We start from the raw sequence: 12,059 nt of genomic DNA on the forward strand, positions 1-12,059 counted from the left end.
CGCCCGGGCCCAGGCATGAGTCGGCAGAAGCGGAGAAAAAACCTATAACAGATGGCCACTGTTCTACTGGCTGTTATGCGTTTTATCGGGGCATCTGGTGCTGTTCGCTCCGCGTGCTGGAGGTCACTCTGGCGCCATGCCGGAGAACCCCATGCCTCGCCAGCTTCACCGCCCACGCGCCGACGGGCGCCTGATCCGGCTGGTCGACGGCCAGCCCTGCCTGGCGGCGGACGACTGGGAGCTGCTGGCGCCGGGAGCCTCCGCCGGCTCGCGGCACCCGATCCTGCATCTGGCGAGCTGGGCACTGCGGCCGCGCGGCCGCGCCTGCGGCCTCTGGATGGAGCCCGACGACGATGTCGAAGCCGCAGCCGGCTGCCTCGACGAGGCCGCGCTGGTCGCCGTGCGCTTCCCGAGCTTCCGCGACGCGCGCGGCCTGTCGGTGGCCCACCGGCTGCGCCGCCAGCACGGCTGGGGCGGCGAATTGCGCGCGGTGGGCGATGTGCTGTGCGGCCAGTTGCGCCAGATGCGGCGCTGCGGTTTCGACAGCTTTGCCCTGGCCGCCGGGCAGGTTCCGGAAGCAGCCCTCAAGGCCCTGGCAGCGCGAGGCCGCCCCCATTCCCCGCAAAGGAGTACCCCATGAGCAAGCAAGACCCCGCCACCGCACCGACGCTGATGCAGACCTTCGCCAGCGTCGCCGCCTCGTTCTTCGGCGTGCAGAGCTCGCGAAACCGCGAGCGTGACTTCACCCGCGGCAACCCCTGGCATTTCATCCTGCTGGGCTTCGTGATGACCGGCATCGTCGCGCTGATCTTCTACGGCGCGGTGCGGCTGGCGCTGCGGCTGGCGGCCTAGGGCCTGTCGACGCGGCCGCCATCGCTGCGATCGCGGTAGCGCTGGCAGGCCCTAGGGCCCGCAGTCCAGCGCGAGCTGGCCCAGGGTCCTCAGCGCGCGCAGCACGCGCCGGTCCTGCGGGTGGCCGTAGTTCAGGCGCAGGCAGTGCGCGTAGCGGTCGCGCGCGGAGAAGATCGCTCCGGGGGCGATGCTGATGCCCTGCCGGAGCGCCCGGCGGTGCAGTTCCAGGCTGTCGGTGCCGCGCGGCAGTTCCACCCAGAGGAAGTAACCGCCCTCCGGGCGCGTCACGCGCGTGCCCCGTGGAAAGAATTCGCGGATGGCGTTGATCATGGCATCGCGCTCCACGAACAGCGCATCGCGCAGGCGGCGCAGGTGGCGGTCGTAGCCGGCCCCTTCCAGGTAGTTGGCCAGGGCCAGCTGCGAGGGAATGGCGGCGGACAGCGTGGTGCCGAGCTTGAGCCGGCGCACCGCGGCGGCATGGCGCCCCGGAGCGGTCCAGCCGATGCGGTAGCCGGGGGCCAGGCACTTGGAGAACGAGGAGCAATGCAGCACGTTGCCGCTGCGGTCGAAGGCCTTGGCCGGCTTGGGCCGGGTGGAGGCGTAGTACAGTTCGCCGTAGACGTCGTCCTCGATCATCGGCACGCGGTAGCGCTCCAGCAGCGACACCAGCTGCTCCTTGCGCGCATCCGGCATCAGGGCACCGGTGGGATTCTGGAAATTGGGCATCAGCCAGCAGGCCGCCGGGCGCTGCTGGCGCAGCACGGCTTCGAGTTCCGCCAGGTCGATGCCCTCGCCCGGGTGCGTCGCCACCTCGATGGCCCGCAGCCCCAGCCGCTCCAGCGCCTGCAGGGCGACGTAGAAGGTCGGCGATTCGATCACCACGGCATCGCCCGGGCGCGTCACCGCCTGCAGGCAGAGGTTCAGGCCCTCCATGGCGCCATCGGTGATCACCAGTTCGTCCGGGGCGATCTCCATGCCGTCGATGTGGTAGCGCAGCGAGATCTGCCGGCGCAGCTCCCAGTTGCCGGGGGCCAGGTCGGTCACGGTGCGCCAGGGGTCCAGGTGCCGCACGCTGCGGTTGAGCGAGCGGTACAGGCTCTGCAGGGGAAACAGCAGCGGACTGGGAAAGGCGGACCCCAGGGGCACGACGACGCGCTTCTGCACGGCGTCGAGCACCTCGAAGATGAGGTCGCCCTTCTTCACCGCGGTGGACACCGTGGCGGAACGCGACGCCGCAGGCTGCGGCGGATACGCCTGCGGCCGGCTGCCGACGTAGTAGCCGGAACGCTCGCGAGCCACGATCAGGCCGCGGGCCTCGAGCCAGTGATAGGCCTTCAGCACGGTGACGACGCTCAGGCCGCGGTGGCGCGAAGCCTCGCGCACGGAGGGCATGCGCTGCCCGGCCTTGAGGGCGCCGCGCTCGATCATCTCCGCCAGGTCTTCGGCGTAGGCCTTGTAGAGAGTCATCCGCTCCGGGGTCGGGCCCCGCTGTCAGCCGCCAAGCCCCCAGTCTAGCGGATGGACCCCGGCGTCAGCGGCCGAAGACCTTGTCCAGCGCCTTGTTCAGGACCTTGTCGACGGCACGGTCCGTGGTCTGGTCGATCCGGTAGTCCACGGCGTTCTCCACGCGGTTCTGCTGGCGCTCGGCCTTCTCCGTCACCACCTGGCCCACCTCGCCCACGACGCCGGGTGCGGGCTCGTTCTGCGCCTGCGCCGCCGTGACGCCGAAACCCAGCGCCAGGGCCAGGCAAAGAATGCTGCTGTTGTTGTTCATGGACGCCCCGCAATACCCCAGTGGGCGGCAAGTATTCCGCCGGCATCGTCCGGGTGCCGTGCGCTGCCTCACGCTTCTGCAGTGCACTGAGACGCGCCGCACAGCTTCAGCGCAGCACCAGCGGGGCGGCGACCTCCCAGGGAGCCAGCCGCGAGCCGTCCGCCTTGCGCGGCCCCACCGGCCAGTCCTCGCCGCCGTCGAACACCGCGCCCATGCGCCCGAAGCCCACGAAGCAGGCGGCCAGCGCACCGAGCTCGGCCAGCTCCGCCTCGCCCAGATGTTCCCGCAGGCGGTCGATCAGCGTGGCGTCGATGGAGAGGTGATCGGTGGCGAAGCGGTCGGCGAAGGCGAGCACGGCCTTTTCGGCGGCGCTCAGGTCCGGAGCCTCCTCGGGCCTCTCCAGCGAACAGACTGCGGCCCCGCTGAGCCCGTCGTCCAGCGCGGCACCGTAGCGGATCGACATGCAGGGCCGGCACTGGTTGTGGAAGGCGATGCGCAGGCGCAGGAGCTCGACCAGGCGCGGCCGCAGCTGCGTGCCCTGCCGGAGTTCGGCGCTGAAGGCCTGGATACGGAGGCTGAGTTCCTCGCGCCTGCTGGCGGTGCTGCTCATGGGCCGGCTCCTCGCTGAAGGGATCCCGGGGACATTGCAGCACTGCGCCCCGGCACGCCGCCTCATCCGTTTGCGCTGCGGCAAGACAGGGAACGGACCGAAGCCCGCTCCCCACCCTCGCTTCAGGCCGGCGGCAGGCACTCGCCGCGGTCGGACCCGAAGTTGCGGTAGCTGACCTTGGCGGTGTCGCCGTCCGCATCGGTGAAGAGCGTCATGTAGAGGACGCTGCCGCCCGGGCCGGAGTTGGCGCTGAAGAGCTCGATCTCGTTGCCCGGCGCGGCCCCCGGGAAGCTCGCGCCGTCCTTGATGGTGTAGCCGCCGTCCTGGTACTGCGCTTCCGAGATCGCCAGGCTGCCGAGCGTCATCGCCCCGTTGGCCGCCAGGGTGTAACCGGTGGCGCCGTTCAGGACCGGCGTTCCCGTCGCCGCGGCGCCGCAGTTCAGCGTCTGCGTACGTGCCAGGCTGCCGATCAGCGCCGACACGCTGAGGCTGCCCAGGCTGGCTTCGCCGCTGACGGCGGTGCAGCCGGGACCCTGCCCGGATGTCGAGGCTTGCCCGCTGGCCAGGTCGCCGTCGGCATTGAACTGCAGGCGGATGGACAAGCCGTCGGCACGCCGGATGACGATGGCCGGTGCGACGAAGTTGCTGCCGCTGAGTTCGATCGTGCCGCCTTGCCCGGCGCCCACCGCGACCGCGCCGTCCAGCCTGCTGCTGCCGTCGGCGGCGATCGCCACCGTCTTCGTGACAGGCCCGCCCTCGCTGGGGCAGGACAGCACGTAGTCGCCGGCGAAGACCGCGCCGATCTGCTGCGCCAGCGGGCCGGCCGGCTCGGGCTCCGGGTCTTCCGTCGGAGGCGGCAGGACATTGCCTTCGACAGGCCCGGTGAAGTCGGCGCGCAGCTGCGCGTAGCTGCGTCCCTCGTCGCGCAGCGCCTCGCCGAGGCGGTCCAGCAGGGCGTCGTAGGGATCGGTCGGTGTGCCGGGCTCCAGGGGCGACAGGAACGGATCGAAGCTGGCGGCGGGAGCCGGTACGGCATATCCGGCTCCCGCCAGATCGGCACGTAGGGCCGCGATGGCCCCGGGCAGGGCCGCCGCGGCGTCGGTCAGCCGGCTGGCGCCGCTGCCGTCGAACCAGGTATCGAGATTGCCACCGACGGCACGCGCCAGCGCCAGGTCGGTCAGCGGCGTGATGTTGACGATGATCACGCCTTCGCGTGTCGTGGCCAGTGAGTAGAAGGTGCTGGTGTTGGGCAGGCCGCCGGCGCTGCCGCCGGTGATCCGTATCGCGCAGGGCAGCGAGGCCTCGGGCACGGCGGCGACATTCCAGCTGCCGTTGGCCGCGGCATCCACGCCATAGGCACCGCCGTCGGCGCAGCGCACGCTGATGCGGCCGCCGGAGATCGCCGCGCCGACCGCGGCGACGCCGCTCACGGTCTTGGTCGGGGCCGGCGGCGGAGTGGTGTCCGGACCGCCGTCGTCCTTGTCGCTGCAGGCCGCGACCGAGGCCAGGCCCAGCAGCAGCAGGCCACGCAGGATCTTGCTCACGTTCGCTCTCCCCGGGGAACCCGTTGATGGATGTGTCGCGACCCATCCCGTCCCTGGAAGCGGCGCACGATCACGCGGCCAGTATCATCCCCGCGATATCCACCGGCTGTGCGCCAGCGCACGCTTGCCCGGGAGCACGCCCCATTCAGGGGGTTCCTCCAGGCCTCAGCCCTGCAGTTCCGCCAGGCCCGTCTCGTACAGCGCCGCCACGAAGTCGGTCTGCGTGATCATGCCCACCAGCTTGCGCTCGGCGTTCACCACCGGGACGTGGTGCAGGCCGGCGTCGGACATCAGCGGCACCAGCTCGACGATGGGCGTGTCTTCGCGCACGCTCTGCACGCGCGCCGTCATGATCTGCCCCACCACTTCCTGCTTGTCGGTATGGGTGTGCGCGGTATAGGTCAGGAAGGCCCGCAGCCGCGATCCCAGCCCGCGCAGTTCCAGCGGATCGACATGACGCAGGAAATCGGAGCGCGTGACGATGCCGATCACATGCCGCCCGCGATCGATCACCGGCAAGGCCTGCACGGCGTGCTCGCGCATCAGCGACCAGGCTTCGGCCAGCTTGCTGCCGAACTCCACGGTGACGATGTCGCGCGCCATGATGTCGGCACAGCGCGTCTCGCCGAAGCGGCGGCGGTGGGCATGGCGCTCGGTGCGCAGGAACAGGTCTTCCAGATCGTCGGCACTGATGTCGAGCACCTGGTCATGGGCCTTCAGCACCGCCTGCAGGTCGGCACCGGTGAAGCCCAGGCGCGCGGTCGGCAGCTCGTCGGCGGTGTGGTGCGGATGCGGCACCGGAGGCTGCTGGGCGTGGGGGTAGCGGCGCCCGACGGCGCGGTTGTAGGTCACCGCCGCCGCCACCAGCAGCAGGCTGTTCAGCATCACCGGCGCCAGTACGAAGCCGTAGCCCAGTTCCTGCACCTGGCTGCCGCCCAGGACCGCGGTCAGCGCCACCGCCCCGCTGGGCGGATGCAGGCAGTGCAGCGCGAACATGGCGCCGATCGCCAGGAAGATCGCCGCGGCCGCCGCCAGCACAGGGTCCGGGACGTAGCGCGCGCAGCTCACGCCGATCAGCCCGGCGATCAGGTTGCCGCCGAGCAGGGCCCAGGGCTGCGCCAGCGGGCTGGCCGGCAGCGCGAACAGCAGCACCGCGGACGCACCCATCGGCGCGATCAGCCAGGCGACGCCCGGAGTGGCGCCGAGGACGGCCGCGCTGCCCAGGCCGGCGATCAGCACACCCAGCAAGGCACCGGCGCCGGAGCGCAGGCGCTCCGCCTGGCTGACCGTGGCGGCGGAGGGCAACAGGCTCCGCAGCCAGCCCGGCAACAGATTTTCCATGGGGATTCAGGGACAATGAAGAGCCGCCCATTACATCATGTTGTGATATATCGGCGCCACCGTCCGAGTTCCGCCCATGCCCTCCTCCCCCACCGCCCCGACGCCGCAGGACTACCAGGCCCTGTCCGAGTTCCGCTACCAGCTGCGCCGCTTCCTGCGCTTCAGCGAGGAGGCGGCGCAGGCCGAGGGCCTCACCGGCCTGCAGTACCAGCTGCTGCTGCACATCAAGGGCAATCCGGAGCGCGACTGGGCACTGGTGGGAGAACTGGCGGAGCGGCTGCAGATCCAGCAGCACGGTACCGTGGCGCTGGTGACGCGCTGCGAGACCGCGGGGCTGGTGCAGCGCGAGCGCAGCGAGGTCGACCGGCGCCAGGTGCAGGTGCGGCTCACGACCAAGGGCGAGGCCTGCCTGAAGCGGCTGGCGGCGCTGCACCGCGCCCAGCTGCAGTCGCTGTCCGGAGTCTTCCGGGTGGCGCACATCTCGGCCTTCAACGACAGGCTCTGAACGCCGCAACGCAGAACGGGCCCGAAGGCCCGTTCCTTGTCCGCGCTGGGCATTCAGGGTTCCGTGCGTACCAGGCGCGCGGTGGCGCGGCGCACCAGCGGCAGCACCATCAGCAGCACCGGGAAGGCGACGATCCAGGACAGCGCCCAGGCGCTCATCCACAGCTGCAGGAAATGCGGCGCCAGGCCGATGCCGCGCAGCGTGCTGATCAGCGACACGATGCAGGTCATGATCACGGACAGCAGCAGGGGCATGACCAGGCTGGCGTAGCGCGCCGGCAGCTTGGGAACGCCGAAGGCGATGGTGTGATCTTGGGGTGAAGCGTTCATTGCAGTCTCCGTGATCCGGTCAGCCGGGCGCCATGGCTGCCGCAGGGCGGACGTGAACGCTTACGACGGCCGGGGCCTCCGGCGGCGGCGCGCAGACTAGCGGCGACCGTCCGGCCCCGCAAGCCTCCCCCGCCCCGCGCACCGCCGCGGTGCAGGCTCGCGTCAAAATCTTGGCATACGGTTTGCTCATTTAAGTCCGGGCACTGCTGCCCCCGTGTTGTGCGGCCGATGACGTCCGCGACTGTTCCGAGCTGTTCGCCAGGGAGTCGCCATGTCAGAGCCTGTTCTCTTCCCCTTCATCGGATCCGCCATCGAGGTCATCGCCCTGCTGGGCCTCGGCCTCACGCTGCTGCTGCAGCTTCCGCGCTTTGCCCAGGGACTTCGCTCGGCCGCCGGCCGGCTGCGGGGCGACAGGCCGCGCACGCCGGTCCGCTGAAGGCCCTGCCTTCAGTTCCGTACACAAACAAAAGGGATGCCATGCACCACCTCCACCTCCGCTTGAAGCCCCGCCTGATCCCCCTGCTGGCCGCCGCGATGTTCTGCGGCGCCGCGCAGGCGGACGACGACGACTACGACGACCGCTACTACCTGCTGCCGATGGCGTCCTACGTGCTGGCCGACGATGCGCGCCACACCGACGACGGCTACGGCGCGACCCTGGGCATCGGCAAGCGCATCACGCCGCGCTTCGAACTGGAACTGCGCGGCAACTACCTGAAGTACAAGGCAGACGATGTCGAGCGCGGGCCGCTGGGCGAAATACTCTGCGGCCTGGTGAACTGTCCGGAGCCGGACGACGTGGAGATCTACGCCGTCGGCGCCGCCGCCAACCTGTTCCTGACCCGCAACCTCTACCTCCATGGCGACGTCATGGGCGGCGACAGCACGCTGATGAACGCCGGCCTGGGCCTGCACCTGGGGGGCAGCGACGGCGGCTGGGGCCTGCGTGCCGAAGCGCTGTTCCACAGCGACGAGGGCGACTACGAGGAAACCCAGTTCAACCTGGGCCTGCACATTCCCCTGGGCAGCCGTGCCGCACCGAAAGAGGTCGTCGAGCCGGTGCAGGTGGTCCCGCCGGTGGAGACCGCGGCCGAGCCGGTGCCGCCGCCCGCCCCGCCCTGCGAGCTGCCGGGTCCCGGCCAGCCGATGACGCTGGAAGGCTGCAAGGCCGGGGACGTGATCGTGCTGCGGGGGGTCAACTTCGAGTTCGACAAGTCCAAGCTCACGGTCAATGCCAAGACGCTGCTCGACATGGTGGCGGACGCCCTGCTGGCGCGCACCGACATCAAGGTCGAGATCGACGGCCATACCGACGCCAAGGGCTCGGACGCCTACAACCAGAAGCTCTCGGAACGCCGTGCCCAGTCGGTGAAGGACTACCTCGGCAGCCGCGGCGTGGACCTGACGCGCATGGCCACCGTGGGCTTCGGCGAGAGCAAGCCGATCACCACCAACGAAACCGACGAGGGTCGCGAGATCAATCGCCGCGTCGAACTCAAGGTGGTGGAGATCAACGGCGCCGCCGTGGTGACCTACGCCCCGACGCCGGAGGGCGGCACCGAGGTGCAGATCGCCGAACCGGCACCCGCGCCGGCTGCCGCACCGCACGCGCATGCGGAAGAGCCGGTGCCGGAAACCGTGCTGGCCCCCGAACCGCCGCCGGCCCCCGCCGCCGCGGGGGGCAATGCCCAGGTCACGATCGGCATGATGGTGTTCGAGCCCAAGGAGATCACGGTCACGGCCGGCAGCACGGTGACCTGGCTCAACGACGACGGCTCCAACCACAACGTCGCCTTCAGCGACCAGCAGAGCGGCCGCCTGCGCAAGGGCGCCAGCTGGAGCCGCGTATTCACCACGCCGGGCGAGCATCCCTACCAGTGCTCGATCCACGGTGCCTCGATGTCCGGCAAGGTCATCGTCAAGTGAACTGAACCGAATGGGGTGTGCTTTCCCGCGGCGGATGCCTCCCCTTCCGCCGCGGGATTTTTTTGCCCGCGGCCCGCCCCTTTAGTCCAGCGGCTCGATCTCCACGCCGGGTTCCGGTTCGAGCCGGGCCGCCAGCGCGGCGCTGGCCTGCACGCGGCCATCGTCGTGCACCACCAGCACCTGCGCCAGGCCCAGGCGCCGCGCCAGCGGCTGCCAGCCCTGCGGTCCCGAAACGAACAGCGCCGCGCCGGCGGCTTCGGCCCAGCTGCCGTCGGGATGCACGACCGTCAGGGCACGCAGCCCCTGCGCCGGCCAGCCGCTGCGCGGGTCCAGCAGGTGGGAGTAGCGGCGCCCCTGGTATTCGAACCAACGCTGGTCGTCGCCATGCGTGTTGACCGCCTCGCCCCGGGCATCCAGGGTCGCCAGCAGGCCGGGTTGCTCCGCGGGACCGCGCGGGTCGCGGATGCCGATGCGCCAGGCGCGCTCATGACGCTGGCCGCGCACCGCGAGATTGCCGCCGGCATCGACCGTGGCGTCGGGAAAGCCGTGCTGCGCCAGCAGGTCCAGCGCCGCATCGACGATCCAGCCCTTGGCGATACCGCCGAAGTCCCAGCTGATGCCGGGCGCGGGTCCATAGCGGTCGCTCTCCTCGTAGCCCGGCGCGGCCCGCAGCGCGGCATGCGCCGCGGCGATCTCGCCGGGCGGCGGCGGCGCACTGCGGATGCGCGCCACGTCGTCGAAGCCCCAGAGCCGCACCAGTGCACCGATGCGGGGCTCGTAGGCGCCGCCGGTCTGCAGGTGGATGTCCCAGGCACGGCGGAACAGCGGCCGCATCGCCTCGGGGATCGCCACTGCCTCACCGTCCGCGAGGCGGCGGTTGATGCCGCCCAGGGCACCGGGACCCCAGGCCCACCAATCGCGGCCGAAGTCCTCGATCAGGCGGCGCACCGCCAGCACCGCCGCCTCGGCATCGTGGCGCCGCCCGCGACAGGCCACGGTCACCAGCACCTCCGTGCCCATGGCCAGGAAGCGCCGCCGCACGATCGCCGGCGTCTGCAACCGCAGGCCGCGCACCAGCAACGGCCGCACCATCATCATGCCAAGCCTCCGGACGGCGGATGGAGGAAGCCTATTGCCTCTTCCGGCGCGCGCTGCTGGTGCGGTACATCATCCAGATGCCGCTGATCGCCAGCAGCATCGCGGCGATGCCGACGAAGTTGATCACCCAGGCCCCGTAGTTGCCGAACAGGCGGCCGCTGTGCGCATCGACCAGCACGTGCTCCAGCGAAACACTGGGGCGGGAGTAGGGCATCAGGCGCGAGCGCTCCGCCTCGGGCAGCGGCTGCACCTCGGACCAGTCCACCGCGGTGGACGCGACGGAGGTCCAGGTGTTGCCCTCGTCCAGGCTCTGGAACGCGTCGAGGTCCTGCACCGCGATGCTGCCCGGGTGACCCTTCACGCTGCCGATGCGGCGGATGGTCGATACCGGCAGGATCGGCGGCGTCAGTTCGTCGATGCGCTCGCCCTTGGGCGTCAGCAACAGCAGGCTTTCCGCCGCCGCGACGAACAGCAGCGGCTTTTCGGCGCTGCCGCCCTGCACGAAGCCGCGCAGCTCACGGATCGGGGTTTCGAGCGGCCGGGCATCGATCAGCGTGTAGTCGCTGGTGGAGGCCAGCCAGTAGTCGCCGGCGCGGAAGCCCGCCTGCGGCGGCTCCGGATGCAGGCTGTAGAGCCGCATGACCCAGTCCCAGTCGACACGCTTGGTGTCATAGCCCCAGCTGGCGCTCTGGTTGATCAGGAAGCCACTGAACCCCAGCCAGATCATGAAGATGAAGGCGAACAGGCCGGCGCGCTTGTGCCAGTCGCGCAGGATCACGTTGAGGTTGCGCTTGGGCCTGGCCGGAGCCTGGGTCCGCGCCGCGACGAGGCGCACACGCTGGCGCCAGCGCTGCCAGCGGGCGCCATGCTCGCCATGGGAGGGCGGCGGCACCTCCGCCGCGATGGTCTGGGTTTCGGACATGGGAATCACCTCGCCAGGGCATCGAGCGCCAATGCGGTACGCGCCATGCGCTGCATCATCTTCACCGAGTAGGTCGCCCCGGAGACGTTATCGACCTTCTTGTCGATGCCGTTGCCGGAGGCGCGGGCCCCGACCAGCTGCTGCAGGAAGGAGCGCTCCGCGATCTGCTCGCCGCGCGACTCGCGGTAGATCAGCACGCGTCCGAACTCCACCGCTCCGTTCTGCACCACGAAACCGGAGGTGGTGGGGACATAGCCTTCCTTGCCGATGTCGTCGAAGATCCAGGCCGTGCGTCCATTGGGCGCGCGCCAGTAGCGCAGGCGGGCCTGCGGGTAGCGGCGGCCGTAGACGGCGGACAGTTGCGACTGCTTGGCATCGTCCAGGTCCAGCGTCGAGGCTGGCGGCACCGTGGCGCCAAACGCCTCGGTCAGGAAGGCCTCGGGGGTCTGGAAGGTCTTGAACAGCTCGAAGGCTCCGGCCACCCGGGTCACCGGCAATGCCAGCAGCGCCAGCGCGCCACCCAGGAAGGAGCGCCGCGAAGCCGCCACTGCCGGCGCCGGATGGACAGGAGTTTCAAGCTTGTCAGGTGAAGTCGTCATCGTTATCGGATCGTTCATGGGTGGGCGAACCGGCCTGCCTCGTACGCCGAAGCGTCCCGAGGGCAGGCCAAAAAAAACGTCCACGCCCCGGTTCTGGCCGGTGACGTGGACGTCGGTGTCCTCGAATGCGGGCGGCCTCGTCGCTGCCCGCGGGATAAAAGTAGCAATCGCTATGCCAGTATTTTGGATGCCATGTTTAAGCGACTGACATGGTGTGCTTTTTCGGGGCGGAATCATCGGCACGCGCGGATCGGTTTGGCGGCTCGGCGCGCTGCGGATGGGCGCGGCCGCGCGGTGCTGGTGCGGGATTGCGCCATGGCAGGGCCCGCCGACGAGGAGAGCACCCGTCTCGGCATGCGGGCCTCGAAGGGTTCCGGGAGACCGGCAGGCGCTCATCCGGCGCCCTCCTGACCCGCCTTCATGGGCAGGCATGAAGGCTTTGCCTCTCGCGCCTCCCCCGTCCCGGCACTTTTCCGCGGGCGGGATGAGGGAGGCCCGCGGCGGCGCCGTCCATGGGGACTCCTGAATGACCCTGGGTGCCTGCGTCGGCCCGGTTTCG

14 protein-coding genes are annotated in these 12,059 nt (G+C 70.3%); 5 read left to right on the plus strand and 9 right to left on the minus strand.

The window, feature by feature from the left end:
- The first annotated feature begins 151 nt into the window (after nucleotides 1–151).
- The gene (locus C3942_RS13360) at nucleotides 152–640 is read left to right on the plus strand and encodes a DUF934 domain-containing protein (protein ID WP_165797449.1); all 489 of its coding nucleotides are present in this window, start codon (nucleotides 152–154) and stop codon (nucleotides 638–640) included.
- Entirely contained in the window at nucleotides 637–852 is a 216-nt protein-coding gene (locus tag C3942_RS13365) for a DUF2970 domain-containing protein (RefSeq protein WP_104230856.1), read from the plus strand. The genes C3942_RS13360 and C3942_RS13365 overlap by 4 nt, the downstream gene beginning before the upstream one ends.
- Nucleotides 853–903: 51 nt before the next feature.
- Here C3942_RS13365 and C3942_RS13370 read toward each other — a convergent pair whose 3' ends face one another.
- The 5 genes from C3942_RS13370 to C3942_RS13390 form a co-directional block, all read right to left on the minus strand.
- Entirely contained in the window at nucleotides 904–2,319 is a 1,416-nt protein-coding gene (locus tag C3942_RS13370; RefSeq protein ID WP_104230857.1) for an aminotransferase-like domain-containing protein, read from the minus strand.
- A 64-nt stretch (nucleotides 2,320–2,383) separates the two neighbouring features.
- Nucleotides 2,384–2,626: a hypothetical protein gene (locus tag C3942_RS13375; RefSeq protein WP_104230858.1), complete on the minus strand. Its 243-nt coding sequence runs from the start codon at nucleotides 2,624–2,626 to the stop codon at nucleotides 2,384–2,386.
- Nucleotides 2,627–2,732: 106 nt separating this feature from the next.
- The gene (locus C3942_RS13380; RefSeq protein ID WP_104230859.1) at nucleotides 2,733–3,236 is read right to left on the minus strand and encodes a carboxymuconolactone decarboxylase family protein; all 504 of its coding nucleotides are present in this window, start codon (nucleotides 3,234–3,236) and stop codon (nucleotides 2,733–2,735) included.
- Between the two features lie 122 nt (nucleotides 3,237–3,358).
- Entirely contained in the window at nucleotides 3,359–4,780 is a 1,422-nt protein-coding gene (locus tag C3942_RS13385) for a hypothetical protein (protein ID WP_104230860.1), read from the minus strand.
- A 165-nt stretch (nucleotides 4,781–4,945) separates the two neighbouring features.
- A complete protein-coding gene (locus C3942_RS13390; RefSeq protein WP_104230861.1) occupies nucleotides 4,946–6,121 on the minus strand; it encodes an HPP family protein in 1,176 nt (391 codons plus the stop codon).
- Nucleotides 6,122–6,197: 76 nt separating this feature from the next.
- On the opposite strand from C3942_RS13390, the gene C3942_RS13395 reads away from it, so the two are divergent.
- Nucleotides 6,198–6,626 (plus strand): MarR family winged helix-turn-helix transcriptional regulator, encoded by a 429-nt coding sequence (locus C3942_RS13395; protein WP_104230862.1) that lies wholly within the window; start codon nucleotides 6,198–6,200, stop codon nucleotides 6,624–6,626.
- A 53-nt stretch (nucleotides 6,627–6,679) separates the two neighbouring features.
- Here C3942_RS13395 and C3942_RS13400 read toward each other — a convergent pair whose 3' ends face one another.
- Nucleotides 6,680–6,955 carry a DUF2798 domain-containing protein gene (locus C3942_RS13400; protein WP_104230863.1) on the minus strand — a complete coding sequence of 92 codons (276 nt, stop codon included), beginning with the start codon at nucleotides 6,953–6,955 and terminating at the stop codon, nucleotides 6,680–6,682.
- Nucleotides 6,956–7,226: 271 nt separating this feature from the next.
- On the opposite strand from C3942_RS13400, the gene C3942_RS22325 reads away from it, so the two are divergent.
- Both C3942_RS22325 and C3942_RS13405 read left to right on the plus strand, forming a co-directional pair.
- Nucleotides 7,227–7,391: a hypothetical protein gene (locus C3942_RS22325; protein WP_165797450.1), complete on the plus strand. Its 165-nt coding sequence runs from the start codon at nucleotides 7,227–7,229 to the stop codon at nucleotides 7,389–7,391.
- Between the two features lie 41 nt (nucleotides 7,392–7,432).
- Nucleotides 7,433–8,881, plus strand: coding sequence for an OmpA family protein (locus C3942_RS13405; protein WP_104230864.1), 1,449 nt, complete (start codon nucleotides 7,433–7,435; stop codon nucleotides 8,879–8,881).
- 81 nt (nucleotides 8,882–8,962) lie between these two features.
- On the opposite strand, the gene C3942_RS13410 is transcribed toward C3942_RS13405, so the two are convergent.
- Genes C3942_RS13410 through C3942_RS13420 form a run of 3 tightly spaced genes read right to left on the minus strand, consistent with a single transcriptional unit; the run spans nucleotide 8,963 to nucleotide 11,500 of the window.
- The gene (locus tag C3942_RS13410; protein WP_243393602.1) at nucleotides 8,963–9,979 is read right to left on the minus strand and encodes an FAD:protein FMN transferase; all 1,017 of its coding nucleotides are present in this window, start codon (nucleotides 9,977–9,979) and stop codon (nucleotides 8,963–8,965) included.
- A 31-nt stretch (nucleotides 9,980–10,010) separates the two neighbouring features.
- Nucleotides 10,011–10,901 (minus strand): PepSY domain-containing protein, encoded by an 891-nt coding sequence (locus C3942_RS13415; RefSeq protein WP_104230865.1) that lies wholly within the window; start codon nucleotides 10,899–10,901, stop codon nucleotides 10,011–10,013.
- 5 nt (nucleotides 10,902–10,906) lie between these two features.
- Nucleotides 10,907–11,500, minus strand: a complete 594-nt coding sequence (locus C3942_RS13420) for an FMN-binding protein (RefSeq protein ID WP_104230866.1) — start codon at nucleotides 11,498–11,500, stop codon at nucleotides 10,907–10,909.
- Nucleotides 11,501–12,059 lie beyond the last annotated feature (559 nt).

Source organism: Solimonas fluminis (genome assembly GCF_002930645.1).
Lineage (GTDB): Bacteria > Pseudomonadota > Gammaproteobacteria > Nevskiales > Nevskiaceae > Solimonas_A > Solimonas_A fluminis.